The following is a 19161-nucleotide window of genomic DNA, read 5'->3' as shown; positions in this document are numbered from 1 at the left end:
CTCTAAAATTTGATGATTAGTTAAGTATTTAGATAATTGAGAATTTCCTGAACTCGACTAGCCAATCTCTGGCGGTACATACCCCAATTCAACTGTTCTGCTTTGCGACGAGCGGCTCGTCCCATTTCTGCTAACTCTTGAGGATGGGAGTAGCACCACTCAAGTTTTTCTTTGAGAGCCTCTGAATCACGAATCGGGACAATAAAGCCTTCTGTCCCATCAGTAATAATATCTGAACCGGCTGTGTGAGGGGTTGTAATCACAGGAATGCCACAAGCCATCGCTTCTAGAAGTACCAGTCCAAAGCCTTCTACTAAAGAAGGAAACACAAACACATTGGCATTGCTGTAATATTGATTCAGCGTAGTATGGGGTATTGATGGGATGTAATTAACTCCATGAGGAAGTTGAGAAAGCCAGGTTTCTGGAAATTCGTTCACTCCTACCAGTATTAACTCTGCCTGAGGAAGTTGGAGTTCTTGCCATGCCTTGATCAGGTAATGAACTCCTTTGCGAACACCAACGCGACCGACAAATAAAGCCCGAAAAGTTCTATCTAGTTTGGGTTGGGGTTGAAAATAATCAATCGGTGCGCCGTAAGGGATAACCGTGATTTTGTCAGGACTGATCCCTTCTCTGAGTAAGGATTGCTGGGTAATGGAAGAGGCGACAAAAATATGGTCTGCGAGCGCCACTTCCTGCTCCTTGCGTCTCAACTTCCAGTCAGGTTCTCGTACTGCTTGCAGTGATCCAGACAGTGCAGGGAATCGTTCAGCCTCCTCTTGCTGAATTTCTCGCGCCATGCGGTAGAACAGGATAGGCAAGTCGTACAGGCATAAAATTCCCTGCTGTTTGGCAACCTCAAAGGTAGTAGCAGCGCCATCTTCATAAGCATAAACTGCTGCTAGACCCTGGAGGTGATGCTTGGCAACATGGCGATCGAGAGAAGCATAAACCCAATCTACCGGACCTTGAGAACCGAAGCCAAAACTCCTACTGAGTCCAGTTTTAACCAAAGTCATCCGCATTGCTTCATTCCAAGGGTGCGATCGCATGGCTACACCATTTGGAGGAATCCAGGTACGCCGCCCTAGTTCATTAGTGATTCTATTGCGAATTTGAGCAGGAAGCAGCTTGAAGTATTGGCTGATACTTCCTTCTGGGTTATAAGCAATGGTTGTAATCACCTCTTGAAGTAGACCTGCTTCTCCTAACGAGATTGCAGCGTTGCGAGCGTTGGGATTACCTGTAGGATGTATCAGCGCGATAGGTATCTGGGACATTGAAGTATTCTTGTTGTTGTTTCCAGTTCTCTATCTGTTCGAGTCGGGGTAGAAGGAAAATAAATCCTGCCAGAAACCAGTAGTAGACTAGGAGAGTATGGTTGAACACAATCTGGCTGGAAAATTGGATCGCATGAATCAAAAAAGCCGACAGCGCTAGCTGTCGCAACAGAGGTCGCTTTAATTTCAGGAATGTACGCCACAGTAGATAAATGAGTATGACTCTCAGCAGATACCACAAGAAAAAACCTATAGGACCAATTTCCAAAACTATTCGACCCATTTCCGACTCATAGTAGACAGGAATGGTTTCTCTTAGAGGTAAATTTAGAATCTTACGCAATACTGAAGTTGCTGGATGAGTTGCGCCTGGACCATAACTATCCAGTCCTTTTAACTTCATAAATTCAAATGGCTCAATGAAGCCTCCCGAAATGCGACCAGATATATCATGATTGGAATTGATGCGGAATAATAAGGAATTGATCGCAGACTGAAACCAAGTGACAGTCACAACAGCTATGGTGATTATAGGCACTGTAAACTGTTTTATCAATGGAACGGCTGTTTTCAGATTAGTTAGTAACTGTGCGCCAAAATAACCAATTAAAAATAGAACTTCACTGTAAAAAACACCGCGAGAGCCGTTCATGAGCGAGGTGGCAATAATTAGCAGTAATTCTGCAATTGTTGCCCAACGCCACCATAAAGATTGCTGAATTGCTAACAGGGGAACTAATAATCCAAAGGAAATAATTGCGTAAGCTGAATAGCCAAGAATGTAGGAAAAAGTGCCCGTCACACGAACACTCCTGGAATTTCCATCTCCAAAAGTTGCAATATTTTGTTTTATATCTTGGGTATAGACGTTGAGGGGGCTTGAAGGAGGGCTAAAGAACTGTGCTACTGCTAATAGCCCCACTGGAATGACCAACAGCAGGTAAGATCGCAGAAATCTATATAACTCTTCTTCTGAACGAAAGAGATTGGGTAACATCCATATTAAAGGAATGTATAACAAGTATCCTCTTATTCCAAAAATGCCAATAATGGGAGAACCCAAGCTGGGATTAAAAACTTGTAATATACACCAACCTGTTAATAGCAAAATTACTGAAGCGATAGTTTCAGCTGCCGAATTGCCTTTGATACGAAAGATTTTTTCACTAGATGAGAAAATGTAATAACGAAGATAAGCCCCTATAAGTACAATATCTTTCAAAAAATAGATGAACTGACTGCCTTGGGGTAGAACCCATTTTCGCAAAGCCCCTTCAATTACCACTAACACTAGTATAGTTTTTATAGAAGTCCGCCAGTTTTGAACAGAAAGACAGAGAATAAGTAGAATGGCAAAGGGAACTAAAACTCCAATGTACTCTTTCACAGAATTGCTGCCTCAATTACTTGTAGATAAGCTTTAGCGACTGATGATTTCTGATGGCGTAAAAGGTGAGCATGTGAATTTGCTCGGTAGTTAGCCAGTTGTTCAGGGTTTTTTAAGAGATTAAATAGAGTTTGCGTTAATGCCTGCACATCTCCATTGGGGAATGTTACACCACAGGAGCCAATGGCATCTTTTAATCCCCCACCCTCTGAACCAACAATCACACAGCCACAAGCAATTCCTTCTAAGGCGACAATACCAAAGGGTTCATCCCAAATAGATGGAACCACCATCAGTTGATGACTATTTAATAATTTTACTAACTCATACTCAACTTTTATTCCAGCGAAATTCACTTGTTCGGTAATTTCTAAATCTTTTGCTTGTTGACGTAATTTAGATTCTTCCGGTCCACTACCAATAATGGTTAACTTAGGAGTAAGCCCCATTTTTTTTAGTTGAGCCAATGCCTCTAATAGTAAATTAGCTCCTTTATCAGAAACCAACCGTCCTAAAAAAACAAGTTCTTGGCTACGGGAAATTTCTGGCATTTCATAGAAAATATCTTCACGATAAGAATTAGGAATTACATTAGATGGTGCTGGGATAGACTTAGCTAAAGCATGGCTACCTGAAATATTAGTTGCAAAACCAGTAACTATGTGCTTTAGATAATTTTGCCAATTCATAGTTCCATCGGGGGAACGATACCAAGTTTGGTGGGTTATCACTAAGGGTTTAGATATGAACATTAATGGCCAAAGCCCCTTCAAGCTCACACAGCCTTGAAAATAAATATCACACCAATGAGTTAGTTTTAATAATTGTTTTGGACTAGGTTGTCTGATAACTTCAAAAGAAAAATCCTTTGAGTCTGTTGCTGGAGTATATGATACTAATTTGACTTCGTGTCCTTGCTCAATGAATTCCTGGGCTAAAGTTGAAATTATTGTTTCTAATCCACCAATAGATGGATAAAATAACGGAGAGTAGATTAAAATTTTCACAAGCCTTTCTATAGCTCTATAAATTTTATAAAAAATATTAATTTTTCTTCTTGAGCAGCATACATAAAGTATCACCAGAAACTTGACTTGGAAGAAATATTTCCATCAAACCAGATAATAACCTTGTACGACTGCGATAAATAAGAGAACCTGTTAACGGATAACCCCATTTTTTTACAATTTCCAAAGAGTAGCGAGGCAATATCCTGTAGAGACAATTCAGCAAAACTGGATAAATATGGGTTGGATCTCCTTTTTCATCAAATGATGCTAATTTGCCAGTGGTTAAAAATTTAAGTCTACAGCTAATTGAGTGTATATTCGGTGTAGTGAGTAAAAAATATCCATCATCATTTAAATGTTTTTCCACATGATAAAAGAGACGACCTGGATTTTCTAAGTGTTCTATAAGCTCTATCGATGTAATCAAACCAAATGTTCTTTATCCTAAACCCAAATCATCATAATCTAAGTTAGCTTGTGAACAAGTAGCTTTTTCTGTACTAAACTGTTTTTCATCTAAATCAATACCGTATAAATGCATGAATCCAAGTTTAGATAAACGTTCTAGCCAAGCTCCTGTACCACAACCAATATCAAGAACTGGTGTATCATAACTGATTGATGGAAGAGATTGCGCCAAAGCGTTATGTAGTCCTAAAATTGTGCGTTCTAGAAGTTTATTCTCTGACATAATAATCGTGTATTTCTCTATTAGTAATGTTAACTTAATTGTATTTAAGATGAATATTTGACTGGTTAGTTATTAAGTAGTTCAGCAAAAGTTTTTACTTGCATTAATAAATTATGTTTTTGATACCAGGAATAAGCATTATCTGCGATCGCCTGCATCTTTACGTCATTTCCTAACTCATTCCCTTGAGGATTAGGAACCCAATAATGCTTGCCTGGTTCTATACCATCAATTACTGAGGCACTACCTTTAGTATTGATAGGTAATAGTCGGTGGGCACAGTAAGAAGCAAAAATAGTTGACTTAGCTAAAAAATCGGGGTTATAGTTTGAGAAAGCAGCAACAGAATCTGCCAAAATATCACTCACCTTTTCGGCAGATTGCTGTCCTATTTCTAAGATAGGTATTTGAGTAATTGAGGATAAATTTATCCTTGTTGGAGTTCCTATATCCCAAATTTCTTGAATGTTTAAACTCTGACAAACGTACTCCAAAACTGCTTGAGACTCTCGGTAAACTCTTGCACGGTTAGCAATACCTCCAAAGACAACTAAGCGCTGTTGGCGTTCAAACAAAGGAAGTACTTTGTCTGGTTCGCCGATGTTTGAAAAAACTGGTAGGAATGGAATGTGATGATGCTTACCTCGGCTAATATTAGCAATTATTTCAGCATAGAGTTGTTTACTAGTAATACAGCGATCGCTCATTTGTGCCAAACGCGCTGCTAAACTTTTCTGTAAGGGCGATAACCAAAAAGAGCTAGTCCAAGGGGGTCCTGAAGCATAGACTTCGTGGAACATGGTAAGGAGCGATCGCTTGGGAAATAAACTTTTCCAACGCTGTAACCCATCGACTAACCAAACTGGACAGCCTCGTTGAGCATAGCCGTAACCTACGTAATGTAAAAGGATGCTGGATGTGCGATCGCCTGATAATAAATTTAGCAGTGCATCAGGGGAGCGATATCTATGATCAGCTACGCCCATGCTAATTTGGCTAACAGGAAAGCCGTCAATTTCTGCTGCACCATTCCATTTGGTATTACCTACAATAAAATGGGTTTGAATATTGAAATCTTTGCGAAGCTGACGAGCTAAATTGAGGGCATAGTCTCCTACGCCATCAATTGCGGGAGGCAGTCGGGGTACAATGGAAGTTACATGAGTTAAATAATTGACCATCAAATGCTATAACTTTAGAGGTTTAAATATGAGTAAAGAGTTAGCAGAAATTCTGCAACGGCTTAAAACTTGCTTGCAGGAAATTTATGGCGATCGCTTAGTTAAAATGGTTTTATTTGGCTCTCAAGCGGCGGGAGAAGCTTCTACCGATTCGGATATTGATGTTTTGGTGGTACTCAAGGGAAATGTAAATCCAGGGGAAGAAATTAAAAAAACCAGTGATGTAGTTGCTGAGTTATCCCTAGAGTATGACCAAGTGATTAGCCGTCTATTTATAGATGAATCTCGTTTTAATTTCTATACATAGTCCTGTATTACAAAATGTTCGTCGAGAACGGATAGCTTTTTGACACCCGAACAACTTGATTGATTGCTTAAAATAATGAGTAATTTATTCTTGTTTTCACCTGTCTTATTAACTTGAGTATAGAAGTTGGTATAGTTCTATTTAGAAGGGTGTAAGACTTTATAACCATTAATGAATTTTGGCTAAAAAAGTTAAAATTATTAGTAAAAAATAACCACATCTTTAAAATATCTGATAAAGTTTTCCTGCCTAAATTTTCTTTGACAGCGAGATCGAAAATTTTCAATTTTAAAGAATATAAATTAAAAATTTCTTTATCAAATCCATCCAGGTTATTTAAGACAGCCTCTATGCTGTTAAAACTTCTTCGCATCTTAGCTTCATAAATACTAGAATTAGAATCAACATCTGAGAAATTGTTTCCATGAATTCTCCAAATAGATAAAGGAGACTCAAGAAAGTATGAATATCCTTGATTCAAGGTACACATAACAAGGTATTCATCAATATACATATCCACTTCTTTTGGTATGGAGAATTTTCTGATAGCCTCTGTACGTCCAGCAAAAGTTGAACCACCTCCAAAAAGAATCCTTCTTCTATAGAAGAAGGTTAATAACTCTCTACCAGAAACTTGATGTCCAATTATACTTTGAGGAATTAATTCAGGGGCTTTCGTATTGTCATCAACTTTCCAATAAAGTGCAGGATGGGCTACATGCACAATATCAGGATCGCTTTCAAAAATTTGAACAACTTCTTTAAGTTTATTAGGCATAAATAGGTCGTCAGCATCTAAATTAAAAAGATATTTGCCCCTACTATGATCTATTCCTATCTTAGTTGCCCAAGCTTTTCCTGAGTTTTGTTGAAAGATGTACTTAACTCGATTTCCGTAAGCAGCGACTATTACGGAAGTGTTATCTTTAGAGCCATCATCAATCACAATGATTTCCAGTTGGTCTTGAGGGAAATCAGAATTTAGAATACTATCGATTGCTTGTTGGATATAGTGAGCATAATTGTAGGTTGGGATGATGACAGTTACAAGATTTTGAGCTTTCATTTATTTTTGTATTACACATCCTACAGACAGATGAGATGGGAAAAACATAGATCGTCCATGAGTATCAAATAACTGATGGATAACTCTAGAAATTAATGTTGAAGTTTTAGTTTTAAAATGCCAAGGTTTAGGATATTGATAGTTATTTTGTGAGTCAATTAAATCCTTGACGTGACAAAATCCAATGTATTCAAAGTAATCCATTAGAAGATTAAGTTCTCTACGGCGACAGTATTCTTCATGATTAAGATATAGAGCAAGAATTAAGAAAATATTTGGCACGAACCACAGTAGTATTAGATTCAATCCATTGGTATGTTGCATCTTGTAGCCTACAATATTCATCATCTGTGATAGCGGAAATACGCTCAATCAAATCATTGTAGCTATGGTAGATTATGCAATTAGATTCATTTAGACCATGTGGAGCACAGATTTCAGGTTTGAGATCAAGGTCTTTAAAGCAGAGTACGCATCCATTAGCTGCTAATTCATAGTGTCTAAAACAGTCCCAGCCAGCGCGTTTTGTCGTAATACCAAATCGTGATTTTCTGAGGTCATTGTAATATTCTTCTTCAGATGAAAATATATATTTATCAGAGCCTATATCTGAGAAAAAAGCCTCCCGAACTTTTGCTGACACCTCTGCATCTACAATGTGGGTAGGGAAATCTTTAACTTTTTGTTTAAAATCTACTTTCCTAATTTTTTCTTCAGGAATGGAAAAACTTATTGGTTTAGCATTTTTAGGAAATGGTATGTAGTAACGAAGTGAATATGGTAAGAATCTATCTAATCCATAAGAATGTCCCTCGCCAATTAACTCTCGTTTAAAGTATTTTAAATTTGATAACGGGGTAAAATAGCTCCAAGGACGATTTATCATACGCCATTTGAGTGAAACATAAGGGAAAAATGCTGGGCTATCACTTCCATCAAGAATTACCAACTTTTCAGCAGGTACGACGGATAATAGTTGCCAAACTAAATGCCATTGACTATATATGTTAGCGATGATGATTAAGTCATACTTATCTAAATCATTCTGCCAAAAATATCTATCTTCGGCTAGTGCAGGAATATCTTCTAATAATCCATATAAAGTAAAACCATTCCCTCGTAATTTATATCTTATTCTGTCTGTAAGTGGTGCATACATACTGTCATAGCGAGGAATATCTACACAGTTTTGACCCAATAATCTTCTAAGTCCATGAAATAGACTTTCACCCAAGTAATCTGGTTGATTATGATGAAGATATAATACTTTCATTTTATTATTTCAAGCTATGCCTTCCCTTTTATCAATTTTCTGTACCTATCTATTTTCCTGTGAGAAATTGCTACAAAATTACTGTATCTAAAATAGTCGCCATAAATTTCATAGTTAAATTCAAGTAAACTATTTTTGCCCAGTAAAAATATTTCATATTGAAATGAATTCAGAAACTGAAAGCAGGCTGATAGGGTACTCCCTGACTTTGCCCAATAATCACCGTATTCAAACTGAATAATTCCTATTCTTTCTTCACTTAACAATCTTACCCCCCCCTCAAAACGTGCATATCATAACCTTCACAATCAATTTTTAAGAAGTCAATATAACCCCATCCTCTATTTGTGACTTGTTCATCTAAAGTAGATATCTTTACATTTTTAGCAAAAATAGAGTTGTTATTGATATCATTTTTTATCAAAGATGAACTTTGCTTTGGATATTCATCATAAAAAATAGCTTCGCCAATTGAATCAGAACAAGCTAACTGAATTAAGCTTAAATTAAGGTTATCTTTAAATTTATTTTCAAGTGAGTGAAAAGCAGATTCAGAAGGCTCAAAAATCAAGCCTGAATAATCTTTAGGCGCATAGTTTAAAAAACATTCACTCCAGTCTCCTATATAAGCTCCTACATCAATAAATGTAGAGCAATCAGCAGCAATCATTTCAATTAGCCATGATTCACCATTCTCATAATGATTTGAAGTTTCTGCTAAATGATAGGCAATTATAGAATTACACTGATTTCTTAGTTTTATTGCTAATACCACTGCCAGTTTAGACCTAGATAGCTTATGTTGAATAGAGTTTAGAAATGATTTAAAGTTCATGGCTTAATCTTCCCTTTAGAAATTGATATTTTCTTATCAAATTGGTTTTTAAGTTTAATGTGGACGATTTAAAAGTCTTGCATAAACAGACTTTACAGCCATGCCTGTACCAGTCCATCGTAAAAAATCGTATGCATGAGCTTTAGGAGTATCCCAAGTAGATAGGATATTAGAATCAATTGATTGACCAGATAGTAATTGAATCCAAGTATTAGAAATCTTCTGCTGATTAAATTGACTTCTGACAAATTCACCTGCGAGTTTTCCATTCTCAGCCACTGCTTCCATATTGGCAAGACCCTTTAAAATCAAATCTCCTAATGCTTCAGGCGACTTTCCAGTTGTGAGAGTTTTAAATTGACCTTGGTAAACTGTTTCTTTAAGTCCACCTGCTGCTATGCCAAATACAGTGCGATTGCACGCTTGGGCTTCAACCGCAGAACAGCAAAAAGTCTCAGGAGAATTCCATGATGGATTGACAATTACAGCCCAAGATTCACAAATTGCTTTGTGCAGTTCTATGGGTGGTAAAGCTCCTAAAAATTGAGGCTGATAACCTGCTGGCAGAGTTTTGAGCCAAGGCTGAATCTGGTCGGTTTCAAAATCAAACTCTGCAATCCCCATTGATCCAAGTTTTGGATCAGATCCCTTATGTATACTAATCCCACCGGCGATCGCCATTTTTCTGAAGTAGCAATATGTAAAACCAAGTAATTGGAAGTCCAAAAAGTAGATAAAGTCCAGCAAAGATCGCTTTTTTAAATTGATATATATATATATATTTAAAAAGTAAACCTAAATAAAATTTATAGGCTTTAAATGTATATTTAAATCTCCCACCATTTTGAATAATAAGTTGATGTTTATTTACATGGTAAGCCCAATTGGCAGACTGTTTGGGAATACGCTTGATCAGCTTTATGAGAGTGACTAGTCTCACCGGATGATACACCTTAGCTTCTGGAACAAAATCAATTTTCGTAATTTTTTCGATACGGATTTTTAAATCCTGATCTTCCTGAGCAGCAATTAAATAGTTAGAATCAAAGCCATCTATTGTTTCAAAAAATTTATGTTTTACTGCAATATTCGCAGACCAAAAACATCCACCTGTCAGATTAATCGGACATTCTGCCAAATCTTGATCAGGATTACCTAAAGGATGTATAGCACCTTCTAAAGCAAGTGCCGATCCTTTCGTTGCTTCCGCATATGCTTCTAGCCATTCTTGAGCAGGTAAACAATCATCATCAGTAAACGCTAACCATTCACCCTGAGCATACTTTGCGCCATTATTACGATTAGCAGCCGGACCACTGCGCGGACCAGCAACCCACTTTACCCAAGGATATTGTTGCCGAATCATCTCCTCAGCAGTGGTTTGGGAACCATCATCTGTGACAATGACTTCATACTGGCCTGCTGCCAATGTTTGCACACCAGGTGCGAGGCAATCCAGGCATTTTACTAATAAATCATTGCGATGATAGGTTGGAATAATCACTGAAAAAAGATGACTATTGTTAACACCAGTAGAACTTATTGAAGACAGAATAGCCATAAAGTTTAAGTGCCTTAATTAACGAACAATAAATTATCTTCTGCAACAAAAAAAATTATAATTTAGTAAAATAATCATTTTTTCTGTATAATTTTGTCAAAAATATCCATAATTTGATGAGCAAATTTTTCTGAATTTAACCCAGCATCTACTAATGCTCTTGCCCTTTGTCCCATTTCTAGTGCTTTATCCTCATTATCTTCAAAAAATTGAATTGCATTTTTCCAGCCTTCAATATCGCCTGGTGAAACCCACTTTCCAATTCCTTCTGCTTCAATATCAATATCAATGAAAGGATTTCTAGTCATAATCACTGGTTTTCCCATACCCAGAGCATCCATCAAGCTAGTAAGACCAGATAAACTAAAACCTGATACCATTGGAATTGCTAATACTCGTGCATTTGCATAAATTTCTAGCAACTCTGGATACTTCATGAAATTATTTTGAGGTTGAACTGTTATTTGAACATTCTTAGCAAATGTCTTAAAAGTATTAGAGACTGAATTTTGCAGACAAATTATATGAGATCGTATATTGGTTTGGGATGCAGCCAACCCAAATGTTATGAAATCACGACCTGTCCTGCCAGCAGCGACTACACCTTTTCCTAACCTACCAAGTTCAGGGTAAAAATTAGCATCCGGTCCCCAGTTGGTCACAGAAGATCGTAGTGGTAAAATAGAATTTATTTCATCTGCAACAGCTTGGCTGAGACTAGGTAATGCATCATTTCCTCTCACCCATAATTTCATAAATGGAGAGCGCAACCAACTGAGTCGGCCACGAGCTAATGGATGATGAGCTAAACTTACTATCGGTATTTTGATTAATCCTAATGCCTTAATGTAGTTGAGTATATGTGTTTGGGTTTGACAGGGAGCATAAATTAAATCAGCATCATTTAAAAGCTGTAAAGATGACCATTGTTGATCAATGTCGCCTAATGGTACTGGAAATTGAGCCCTATAAAGGAATTGATTAATAGATTGTAAAAGTTGTGAATTTTGAAAATGAACAATCTCAACGTTATATCCTCTGTGGTGAAAATAGTTAATTCCGTATAGGTGATGATCTGGTTTTTCTCGGCGTTCTACTTCACGCCATACTTCTTCAAATGGATAATTATTGAGAATAGCAACACGATACATACTACTTATAAATCTTCTGGTAAATTAATCTGAGAAGAATACCGAATCGCACCAATTCCTAAACCATCTTGTTCAGGATCTTCTATGAACTCATAAAATGGATAAAGTGATTTAATCTTACTCCAAAATCTGGGGACTTCTCCGACCCAGCGACCAGTTTTTTGTCCATATCGAGTGTAATAATCTGGAACAATATCATGTAAAGCGATAATACCACCGTCACGTATGAAATGCCTGTAATGTAAGAAGTCTTGCTTTACTCCTTCGTAAGTATGGTCTCCGTCGATAAATAGTAAATCCAGTTTTTTGCCATCTAAAATACTCTGGACTTTCTCTATAGTTTGTGGATGATATGATGAGCCATCAACAAAAATAAGCTGCTGAGAATTTTTTGCAAAGTAGTGAAGTTTGGCTTTGTTTTTTACGTATAAATCAATTCCCAGCATGGATTTAGTAGAGGACAAAGCTTGGCTTAGTAGAAAATTTGTTCCCCCATTAGCTGTACCTATTTCACATACATATTTTGGTTGTTCAGCGTTAGCGAAATGAAGTAAGCTGAGAATTTCATGTTTAATTTGATGAGGACCAAATAACTGACTAGATAATTCAAAATATTCCTCTAAACTATCGCATTTACTAAAGATAGAATATTGATTTTCTCGATTCCTTCTTCCTAACCAAAAGTTTACTTCTTTTAACTTATCTTCTCCTATAGGAAAAATCTCTCGGATACCTGGAAGTCTAGTAAATCTTTGCCAAGCCCTTTGAATTAAGTATAGTTTACTCATGGTGTAGTTTTGCGTAAGTTATAAGAATGGATCATGTCAACATAGACAGAACGAAGTCTATCCCAGCTAAAATGTTCATACACTGATTGATGTCGCCGATATTTAGAATCATCATCATTTTGAGTTAAAACCTGAAGGATCAGATTTGCCAAACTTCCAGATAATTGAAAGTTTCCTAAATATCCCTCATCCTTGAGGATAAATTGTGTTATCTCATAATCATGAGCTAAACAAGGCAAGCCATAGGACATTGCTTCTAAAAATACACGTCCAAAACCTTCACCCAATGAAGCCAACACAAAAGCATCTGCTAATTGATAGTAATCACTAACTTGATCAAACGCAACAGTTTTAATTTGAAACCGATCTAGCTCTAGTAACTGATTGCCCAACTTAAAAATTTCGGGAGATTCTGCCTCTTGTTGTCCTAAAATTAACAGATAAGGGCGTGGCTTTGGCAATTGGGCAACCTCACTGATTAAGTAATCCATCCGCTTATGTGACTTGTTTATTGCTCCTACAGATAAAACAATTGGCAAATCTTCTGGCAATTCTAATTTGCGTCGCAGAGTAGCTTTTTCCACAGCAGATAAAATCTTTAGTTGAGAATCCATTTGGATACCATAAGGCACTAAACTTTGCTTCTCTAAAGGTTCTCCTGCTTCCACCGCAGCCTGAAGATGGATGGGTGCAAGCTGCTGCACATGATCCCAATGGAGAAAAGGAGGTGATAGAGGTCCGCCATTAGAATATAGGAGTTTGTAGCGTTGTCCTGTTCGTTTTCGCCAGTGCCAGAGGACATTTCCTGCTATGCCATCACTGAAGTAAATTACATCGGGTTGCTGTTGATAAATATGGGGTAAAAGGCTAAACACAAATGATACTTGCTCAATAAAGTAAGCTCCTCTACCTGTTAATTTTCCTAGATAAATCCCTACCGAACTATCACGCGGAAAATTCCCCAAAGTAATTTGGCGATGATTAGATTTTCCTCCTCCCTTAAAAAGGGTAATATCCAATTCTGGCTCTTGAGATAAGGCATCAAAGCACTCTTGAGTAAAGGACTCGAAGCCTCGCTTGATATTTCCAAGTCCTGAGCAGGTGATAAAAACTTTAATTTTATTCATTGAATACAGAGCAATTAAAAATAAAAAGCTTTTATACTTTAATTGATATCTTTATAGGCAACGAGTGAATCCCCTAAGCTGGGAAATACTCTTGGAATAGACTCAAGAGCTGGCTCCCAGGAAAGCTTGAATTTTTTGATTGCTCGAACTAATAGGTTTTTTGGATTTCCAAAACCAGCCCCTATCAGTTTGTAGCCACGGCTGCGGAAAAAATCTCGTGAAATATAACTTAGATGAGCTTCTAGATCGTTATATCCAGTTATAGTCTCTCCTCCCCCTCGGTAATAAGGCCAATTAGGGGTCGAAAAAATCACTCTCTTTTTAGCAGCACCTTCGAGAATATTTATAACTTCTTCAACATTCTTTTGCTCTAGATGTTCTATAAACTCACACGCTAAAACAGTATCCCAAGTATCCTTCAAGAGGGATGGCATTGTTTGATACCATACATGGCGATAGCACTTATGTTGATTGCACAACTCTACATTTGGTAAAAAACCATCCAATCCATCAATTACCGGAGGTTTACTCAGCCCAGCCTCCCAGAAATTACTTTGAATTAGATTACCCCATCGCCCATAGCCGCAAGCAACATCAAGCACAGTTTCACCGACAATCAGAGGAACAATGATTGAATCGAGATAAGTTGGTGACGAACTCATATTGTTTATTTACTTCCAGAAAAAATATACTGAAAATTCTGATTCTGTTCGGATATTTTGATGGCTTAAAAATCTCACAATTCTCAAATTTTATAATATATCTTTTGTTGATAAAAAATTAATATTAAAGCTTGATATTTTTACCGCTAATTATCCGAATAAAATCATATAATTTTCCCCTGACTATATTGGCATCAAAATTCTTCTTTATAACTGCAAGATTGTGATATGAAAAATTAGATAAATCAGAATCATTTTTGATGATTTCTAATAATATTTTTTTTGCTTCTGATACTCGATTTATTTCACAAACAAAACCGCATTTCCAGGTTTTAACAAACTGATTGCAAGCAGAATAAGTTGGTCCACAAGCAAAAATTGCTCTACCAGATGCCATATAATCTGTTAACTTAGTTTGCACAGAAGTACGAGTAATATGGGCATATTCAGGCATAAAAGAGGAGGCTACTAACAATAAATCAGCTAGTTGTAAATACTGGTTAAGTTCTTCATATGGTATTAGATAACCATAATTTACTTCCCAGGCTTCCCAGCTTTTCTTATAGAGATCCCAGAAGGTTGTTCCCGTGTGGAATACTAACTCAACGTCTACGCCATCACATCTCAACTCGTAAATCGCTTCTGCTACAACCGCTATGGCATCGTAGTGCATAGTCCAGATAGCCCCAGCATAAACAATCCGAAAGGTTTTTCCAGAGTGAGGTGTAAAATGAGGAAATATTTTGTTAGATAGATCGACAGGATTGTGAACAATCAGCGATCGCTTAGGTGTAATTTTATATCGCTGTGCCAATTCTTTTTCTAGTTGAGGGCTAATCATCAACCAACCTGCTGCTTGCTGTAGTACAGAGCGACAAACTGACTGTATATTTCCAGTCAGCCAGCGTGTATGATTGAAGGCAACCCAGTCATCCATGAAGTAGATGAGAAAGGGAGAGTCAAAGGACTGAATTACTTTATACCCCATAACCAATGCTAGAAGACCATTAGGACAGATCAGAATGACTTCTGGTGCAAAATCAGCAATTTTATCATAGTTGGCTAGGGACAACCAGTCGAACAGTTGATAGTTAGAGCTTGCAATCAGGGGATTGATCCAAGGAGCTAGGTGATTTTTCTGGTAAGGTAAAAATTGTTCTGGAAAGGCTATAACATTTTTCTGAAAACGTTGAGCAGTTGGATCATTTCTTAGACTTTGATCAGGAGCATAAAGCATAAGGCGATCAGCTGGATAATCCTCTAAAAGATTAACGAGGGTACGATTAATTCCTGTTCCCTCTTGACTTAGAGAAACCTCACTCACCAACAAAAGCCTCGGTAGATCCTTTTCCATCTTATTGTTCAGTTAAATATTTTAACTACGCCAATCGCTGCTGCCATGACGCAGTAATTTCTGTAAAAATTTCTGTTAATGACTTGCTAATTGACCACTGAGGATAATGCTGTTGCATTTTCCGCAAATCACTGTAGTAGCAAATGTGATCACCTTCACGGTTTTTGTCTACATATTCATATTGCATTGGTTTACCTGAGAGGGAAACAACTATGTCGAAAGCTTCCAGAATAGAACAAGTATTATTTTTTCCGCCCCCCAAATTATAAACTTCCCCAGAACGAGGATTTTGGATAAATGCTTCAATAAAACGGGCAACATCATAGGAGTGAATATTGTCTCGAACTTGCTTACCCTTATAGCCAAAAACTTTATAAGTGCGTCCTTCCAAGTTGGATTTCACTAAGTAGCTGAGGAACCCATGTAGCTCAACACCTGAATGGTTTGGCCCTGTCAGACAACCACCGCGAAGGCAGCAAGTTTTCATACTAAAGTAACGTCCATACTCCTGCACCATGACATCGGCTGCAACTTTAGAAGCACCAAAAATCGAGTGTTTGGATTGGTCAATTCGGAAGGTTTCAGGAATACCATACTCATAAATTTGATCAGCGTAATCCCAACGGGTATCTAACTCCAGCATTGGGATTTCGTTTGGGGCATCACCATACACTTTATTACTGGAGAGATGAACAAAGGGAGCCTCAAGGACAAACTGGCGAGTTGCTTCCAATAGGTTCAAAGTACCAACAGCATTGGTATCAAAGTCATCATAGGGGATTTTGGCTGCTAAATCGTGGCTAGGCTGTGCTGCGGTATGGACGATCGCATCGGGTCTGATGCTATAAATCAAGTTTAGGACACCTTGGCGATCGCGAATATCAACTTCGTGATGCACAAATCCTTTAATTACAGACTGCAAGCGCTGTTGATTCCAGCGAGTGTCTCCCTGATGTCCAAAGAACACCGCTCTTTGGTTATTGTCAACACCATGAACTTCCCAGCCAAGGGAAGCAAAATGAAGACATACCTCAGAACCAATTAGCCCTGATGAGCCAGTAATCAGCAGTTTTTGCATGATAATTTATCTGAAAATAAATAAAATTTTACTTATTAAGAAAACTTAAAGAGTATAAGTAAGTAGGTGAGAAGAAATCAAAGTAGATTAAGTAATGTAAAAAATCTTGAGATGAGTTCGTAGTGAGGGCTTCAGCCCTCAAATTAGGACTAAAGTCCTGACTACAAACCTTGAATTATTCACGCCGCTCTACTTACAGCGTAGCCTAGTGTATCGCAATAAATATCAACTTGATGATGAAAAACTTATCTAAATTACAGTCCAGTACAAGTTTTTGGCAACCAATTTTCGTCTAATACCTGTTCTAAACTGGCAATAGGACTCATTGGGAAAGTATCGAGAGAGAGTGCTGTTAGATCAGCTACAATTTCTCTCGCATCCTGATAACATTCTTCAAATATATCTTCTAAATAAGGTCTAAGACTAGGACTTACTTTCAGCAACTTTTTGATTTGTTTACGGAAGGCTCGAATCTCTCCTTTCCAGTGATTATAATTATGTTGATATTCTGATTTCCAATATCCTATCTTGAGCAGATGTTCAAGGAGTCGGCTTAATAAGCTCTCTAAAGCTCGCTTTTGACTCCCACTCAAGTCTTTAATCTCCTCAATCAAATTTTCCCAGTCTATTGTCTCAAATTGCTTCAATTCTAATTGCTGGACAGTTGTCTCGATCCAAAGGCAAAAATCTTGGTTGTATAATTTCTCAGTTGTGGATTGGGTTAGCATAACTTTTCCTTTTCCTCTTAATCACTGTCTTTTTTCAGTATACCGGTTTAATGGCGATCGCTCTCAAGGTTGAGATTATAATAGCGGTTCTCGCTTGAGTAGGTACTGAACCCCACCCCCAACCCCCTCTCCGCTCTTCGAGAGGGGGCTATGATGTACCTCATCTGATTAGGAAACGCTATATCAATTTCACGCCCTAGCGATCAAATTTTTGACCTCAAAAAGACCAAATCCTCAATTAGCAAATTAGACTAAGGGCTTTACTTTTAATTTGCTCTTCCTCAATCTTTTCCTTGAGTTCATTATCTGTATATATACCTTCCAAAGCTTCTAATGCTGCTTTTTTAAGCGCTGTATCAAAGGCATCAGTTAAAATCTCCTTTAATTCTTCTTCATTGGCATAACATCCACCTGATTTTCTCCGTTTGTTAACCATTTTAATTTCTTTGCTGGCATTATAAATAGAAAACTCCCAAGAACGAGTACTGCGTTTTTCAGCTTCTTGCTTAATTAAATGCAACAACAAAATTACCGCATAGCTATAAATCTTATTTAATTTATCTTCCCTTGACATTTCTTCAAGTTCATCTACAACTTCTAGAGCTTTCTCATATTGTTTTTCTTCAATAAGTTGACGTAACAATAATAATTCTTCCATAATCGACTATTTTTTTAACTGACTAATATCTATTTTAATCCGAACAACGTTTTATTCATGTCAGTTGAGTTGAGGTTCATTCTTTATCAATTGCTCTCTCAAAATCATCTGTAGTATTACACAAAAACTGATGATTTAAAATTTCTTCTATTTTATAAGGGCAATTTTCACCAAAATTGGCTAAAGTTATGCCTGTTTCGGCTGATGCCTCCCGACGAGCATTACGATAGGCTTTAGTTAAAATATCGGGAAGGTATTGACGCAAACTAGGCTTTTCATCTAGTAAATCGTGTAAATCATCCCGTTGGTTAGCGATCGCTGTAAACCAACTTACAGAGCGTTTTGTAGGTTGATGCTGCCATTTTAATAAATGCGCTAACAAAACTACTAAGCGGTTTTTCAACTCATTTTTTTCCTGAATGCCCATAGCATCCAACTCTTCTGCCAGATTTTCCCAATCTAAAGCTGCCACATCTCGATTAGCTAAAGCTGATTGCTGCTGGGTTAACCAAGCCAAAAAATCTTGCTCGTAGAGAGATGATTGAGACATCATATCTTTGCCAAGCTTACTATGCTTACTACTTATATTTTATAAGAGCGATCGCTCCATTCCAAGCATTGCGATCGCCTATACTGTTTTATCTAGTGAGCGATCGCAGTGTGATACAGTACCACAACCAGAACATTTGCCTTTCACTCAAAAGCGTAGGCGTTCGCGTAGCGTTCCGCAGGAAAGCCCGCCGAACGCGAGTGCGTCTCCAAGAGTTGGCATCGCCTGCCAATCAAGTTACAATTCATCTGGATCAACACCGAGCGATCGCAATCTTTCTGCTAATCGTTCTGCCCGTTGACTCTCCTGTTCGGCTCGTTGACTCTCCTGTTCGGCTCGTTGACTTTCCTGTTCGGCTCGTTGACTCTCCTGTTCGGCTCGTTGACTCTCCTGTTCGGCTCGTTCCTCCGGTGTGGCAATCCAATTACCTGTAGCATCGTACCAACGCAGCCATAAACCTTCTGTTTGCTG

20 protein-coding genes and 2 pseudogenes are annotated in these 19161 nt (G+C 37.7%); 2 read left to right on the top strand and 20 right to left on the bottom strand.

From position 1 onward, the window contains the following. Nucleotides 1-20 precede the first annotated feature (20 nt). The 5 genes and pseudogenes from V7K27_RS20545 to V7K27_RS20525 form a co-directional block, all read right to left on the bottom strand. Nucleotides 21-1283: a glycosyltransferase family 4 protein gene (locus V7K27_RS20545; protein WP_334949934.1), complete on the bottom strand. Its 1263-nt coding sequence runs from the start codon at nucleotides 1281-1283 to the stop codon at nucleotides 21-23. Next, a complete protein-coding gene (locus V7K27_RS20540; RefSeq protein ID WP_334949933.1) occupies nucleotides 1243-2670 on the bottom strand; it encodes a hypothetical protein in 1428 nt (475 codons plus the stop codon). Before V7K27_RS20540 ends, V7K27_RS20545 begins: the two co-directional genes overlap by 41 nt. Further along, nucleotides 2667-3752, bottom strand: a complete 1086-nt coding sequence (locus V7K27_RS20535; protein WP_334949932.1) for a glycosyltransferase family 4 protein — start codon at nucleotides 3750-3752, stop codon at nucleotides 2667-2669. The genes V7K27_RS20540 and V7K27_RS20535 overlap by 4 nt, the downstream gene beginning before the upstream one ends. Next, nucleotides 3715-4371 (bottom strand): annotated as a pseudogene (locus tag V7K27_RS20530) (class I SAM-dependent methyltransferase). The gene V7K27_RS20535 and the pseudogene V7K27_RS20530 overlap by 38 nt, the downstream one beginning before the upstream one ends. A gap of 65 nt (nucleotides 4372-4436) precedes the next feature. Beyond that, the gene (locus V7K27_RS20525) at nucleotides 4437-5552 is read right to left on the bottom strand and encodes a glycosyltransferase family 1 protein (RefSeq protein WP_334949931.1); all 1116 of its coding nucleotides are present in this window, start codon (nucleotides 5550-5552) and stop codon (nucleotides 4437-4439) included. Nucleotides 5553-5580: 28 nt separating this feature from the next. On the opposite strand from V7K27_RS20525, the gene V7K27_RS20520 reads away from it, so the two are divergent. After that, entirely contained in the window at nucleotides 5581-5859 is a 279-nt protein-coding gene (locus V7K27_RS20520; protein WP_334949930.1) for a nucleotidyltransferase domain-containing protein, read from the top strand. Nucleotides 5860-5926: 67 nt separating this feature from the next. On the opposite strand, the gene V7K27_RS20515 is transcribed toward V7K27_RS20520, so the two are convergent. The 14 genes from V7K27_RS20515 to V7K27_RS20450 all read right to left on the bottom strand — a co-directional run bounded on the left by V7K27_RS20515 (nucleotide 5927) and on the right by V7K27_RS20450 (nucleotide 18693). Continuing rightward, a complete protein-coding gene (locus V7K27_RS20515; RefSeq protein WP_334949929.1) occupies nucleotides 5927-6925 on the bottom strand; it encodes a glycosyltransferase family 2 protein in 999 nt (332 codons plus the stop codon). A gap of 244 nt (nucleotides 6926-7169) precedes the next feature. Further along, nucleotides 7170-8198 (bottom strand): glycosyltransferase family 1 protein, encoded by a 1029-nt coding sequence (locus tag V7K27_RS20510; protein ID WP_334949928.1) that lies wholly within the window; start codon nucleotides 8196-8198, stop codon nucleotides 7170-7172. A 268-nt stretch (nucleotides 8199-8466) separates the two neighbouring features. After that, a complete protein-coding gene (locus V7K27_RS20505; protein ID WP_334949927.1) occupies nucleotides 8467-9033 on the bottom strand; it encodes an FkbM family methyltransferase in 567 nt (188 codons plus the stop codon). 54 nt (nucleotides 9034-9087) lie between these two features. Beyond that, nucleotides 9088-9657 carry a glycosyltransferase gene (locus V7K27_RS20500; protein WP_334949926.1) on the bottom strand — a complete coding sequence of 190 codons (570 nt, stop codon included), beginning with the start codon at nucleotides 9655-9657 and terminating at the stop codon, nucleotides 9088-9090. Nucleotides 9658-9691: 34 nt separating this feature from the next. Next, complete coding sequence (locus V7K27_RS20495) at nucleotides 9692-10594, bottom strand: glycosyltransferase family 2 protein (protein WP_334949925.1); 903 nt, start codon at nucleotides 10592-10594, stop codon at nucleotides 9692-9694. Nucleotides 10595-10668: 74 nt separating this feature from the next. Further along, nucleotides 10669-11745, bottom strand: coding sequence for a hypothetical protein (locus V7K27_RS20490; RefSeq protein WP_334949924.1), 1077 nt, complete (start codon nucleotides 11743-11745; stop codon nucleotides 10669-10671). Nucleotides 11746-11750: 5 nt separating this feature from the next. Then, nucleotides 11751-12533, bottom strand: coding sequence for a class I SAM-dependent methyltransferase (locus tag V7K27_RS20485; RefSeq protein WP_334949923.1), 783 nt, complete (start codon nucleotides 12531-12533; stop codon nucleotides 11751-11753). Then, a complete protein-coding gene (locus V7K27_RS20480) occupies nucleotides 12530-13660 on the bottom strand; it encodes a glycosyltransferase family 4 protein (RefSeq protein WP_334949922.1) in 1131 nt (376 codons plus the stop codon). The genes V7K27_RS20485 and V7K27_RS20480 overlap by 4 nt, the downstream gene beginning before the upstream one ends. Before the next feature lie 38 nt (nucleotides 13661-13698). Then, nucleotides 13699-14322, bottom strand: a complete 624-nt coding sequence (locus V7K27_RS20475; RefSeq protein ID WP_334949921.1) for a class I SAM-dependent methyltransferase — start codon at nucleotides 14320-14322, stop codon at nucleotides 13699-13701. A 124-nt stretch (nucleotides 14323-14446) separates the two neighbouring features. Next, nucleotides 14447-15676: a hypothetical protein gene (locus V7K27_RS20470; RefSeq protein ID WP_334949920.1), complete on the bottom strand. Its 1230-nt coding sequence runs from the start codon at nucleotides 15674-15676 to the stop codon at nucleotides 14447-14449. 25 nt (nucleotides 15677-15701) lie between these two features. After that, a complete protein-coding gene (locus V7K27_RS20465) occupies nucleotides 15702-16754 on the bottom strand; it encodes an NAD-dependent epimerase/dehydratase family protein (protein ID WP_334949919.1) in 1053 nt (350 codons plus the stop codon). 254 nt (nucleotides 16755-17008) lie between these two features. Beyond that, complete coding sequence (locus V7K27_RS20460; RefSeq protein WP_334949918.1) at nucleotides 17009-17482, bottom strand: DUF29 domain-containing protein; 474 nt, start codon at nucleotides 17480-17482, stop codon at nucleotides 17009-17011. Between the two features lie 238 nt (nucleotides 17483-17720). Then, nucleotides 17721-18140 (bottom strand): DUF29 family protein, encoded by a 420-nt coding sequence (locus V7K27_RS20455; RefSeq protein ID WP_334949917.1) that lies wholly within the window; start codon nucleotides 18138-18140, stop codon nucleotides 17721-17723. Between the two features lie 76 nt (nucleotides 18141-18216). Next, nucleotides 18217-18693 (bottom strand): DUF29 domain-containing protein, encoded by a 477-nt coding sequence (locus V7K27_RS20450; RefSeq protein ID WP_334949916.1) that lies wholly within the window; start codon nucleotides 18691-18693, stop codon nucleotides 18217-18219. A gap of 4 nt (nucleotides 18694-18697) precedes the next feature. On the opposite strand from V7K27_RS20450, the gene V7K27_RS20445 reads away from it, so the two are divergent. Then, entirely contained in the window at nucleotides 18698-18991 is a 294-nt protein-coding gene (locus V7K27_RS20445; protein WP_334949915.1) for a hypothetical protein, read from the top strand. On the opposite strand, the pseudogene V7K27_RS20440 reads toward V7K27_RS20445, so the two are convergent. Then, a pseudogene (locus V7K27_RS20440) lies at nucleotides 18928-19161 on the bottom strand (Uma2 family endonuclease); the annotation flags it as partial. The gene V7K27_RS20445 and the pseudogene V7K27_RS20440 sit on opposite strands and share 64 nt — an antisense overlap.

Source organism: Nostoc sp. (assembly GCF_036919575.1).
Lineage (GTDB): Bacteria > Cyanobacteriota > Cyanobacteriia > Cyanobacteriales > Nostocaceae > Nostoc.
Note: the sequence above shows the minus strand (reverse complement) of the source record. Positions and strands in the feature narration are given on the sequence as shown.

Bases quoted from the DNA above. Each gene is read 5' to 3' on its own strand.
- V7K27_RS20545 (WP_334949934.1), bottom strand. From the start codon at position 1,283: ATGTCCCAGATACCTATCGCGCTGATACATCCTACAGGTAATCCCAAC.
- V7K27_RS20525 (WP_334949931.1), bottom strand. From the start codon at position 5,552: ATGGTCAATTATTTAACTCATGTAACTTCCATTGTACCCCGACTGCCT.
- V7K27_RS20520 (WP_334949930.1), top strand. From the start codon at position 5,581: ATGAGTAAAGAGTTAGCAGAAATTCTGCAACGGCTTAAAACTTGCTTG.
- V7K27_RS20515 (WP_334949929.1), bottom strand. From the start codon at position 6,925: ATGAAAGCTCAAAATCTTGTAACTGTCATCATCCCAACCTACAATTAT.
- V7K27_RS20510 (WP_334949928.1), bottom strand. From the start codon at position 8,198: ATGAAAGTATTATATCTTCATCATAATCAACCAGATTACTTGGGTGAA.
- V7K27_RS20505 (WP_334949927.1), bottom strand. From the start codon at position 9,033: ATGAACTTTAAATCATTTCTAAACTCTATTCAACATAAGCTATCTAGG.
- V7K27_RS20500 (WP_334949926.1), bottom strand. From the start codon at position 9,657: ATGGGGATTGCAGAGTTTGATTTTGAAACCGACCAGATTCAGCCTTGG.
- V7K27_RS20495 (WP_334949925.1), bottom strand. From the start codon at position 10,594: ATGGCTATTCTGTCTTCAATAAGTTCTACTGGTGTTAACAATAGTCAT.
- V7K27_RS20490 (WP_334949924.1), bottom strand. From the start codon at position 11,745: ATGTATCGTGTTGCTATTCTCAATAATTATCCATTTGAAGAAGTATGG.
- V7K27_RS20485 (WP_334949923.1), bottom strand. From the start codon at position 12,533: ATGAGTAAACTATACTTAATTCAAAGGGCTTGGCAAAGATTTACTAGA.
- V7K27_RS20480 (WP_334949922.1), bottom strand. From the start codon at position 13,660: ATGAATAAAATTAAAGTTTTTATCACCTGCTCAGGACTTGGAAATATC.
- V7K27_RS20475 (WP_334949921.1), bottom strand. From the start codon at position 14,322: ATGAGTTCGTCACCAACTTATCTCGATTCAATCATTGTTCCTCTGATT.
- V7K27_RS20470 (WP_334949920.1), bottom strand. From the start codon at position 15,676: ATGGAAAAGGATCTACCGAGGCTTTTGTTGGTGAGTGAGGTTTCTCTA.
- V7K27_RS20465 (WP_334949919.1), bottom strand. From the start codon at position 16,754: ATGCAAAAACTGCTGATTACTGGCTCATCAGGGCTAATTGGTTCTGAG.
- V7K27_RS20460 (WP_334949918.1), bottom strand. From the start codon at position 17,482: ATGCTAACCCAATCCACAACTGAGAAATTATACAACCAAGATTTTTGC.
- V7K27_RS20455 (WP_334949917.1), bottom strand. From the start codon at position 18,140: ATGGAAGAATTATTATTGTTACGTCAACTTATTGAAGAAAAACAATAT.
- V7K27_RS20450 (WP_334949916.1), bottom strand. From the start codon at position 18,693: ATGATGTCTCAATCATCTCTCTACGAGCAAGATTTTTTGGCTTGGTTA.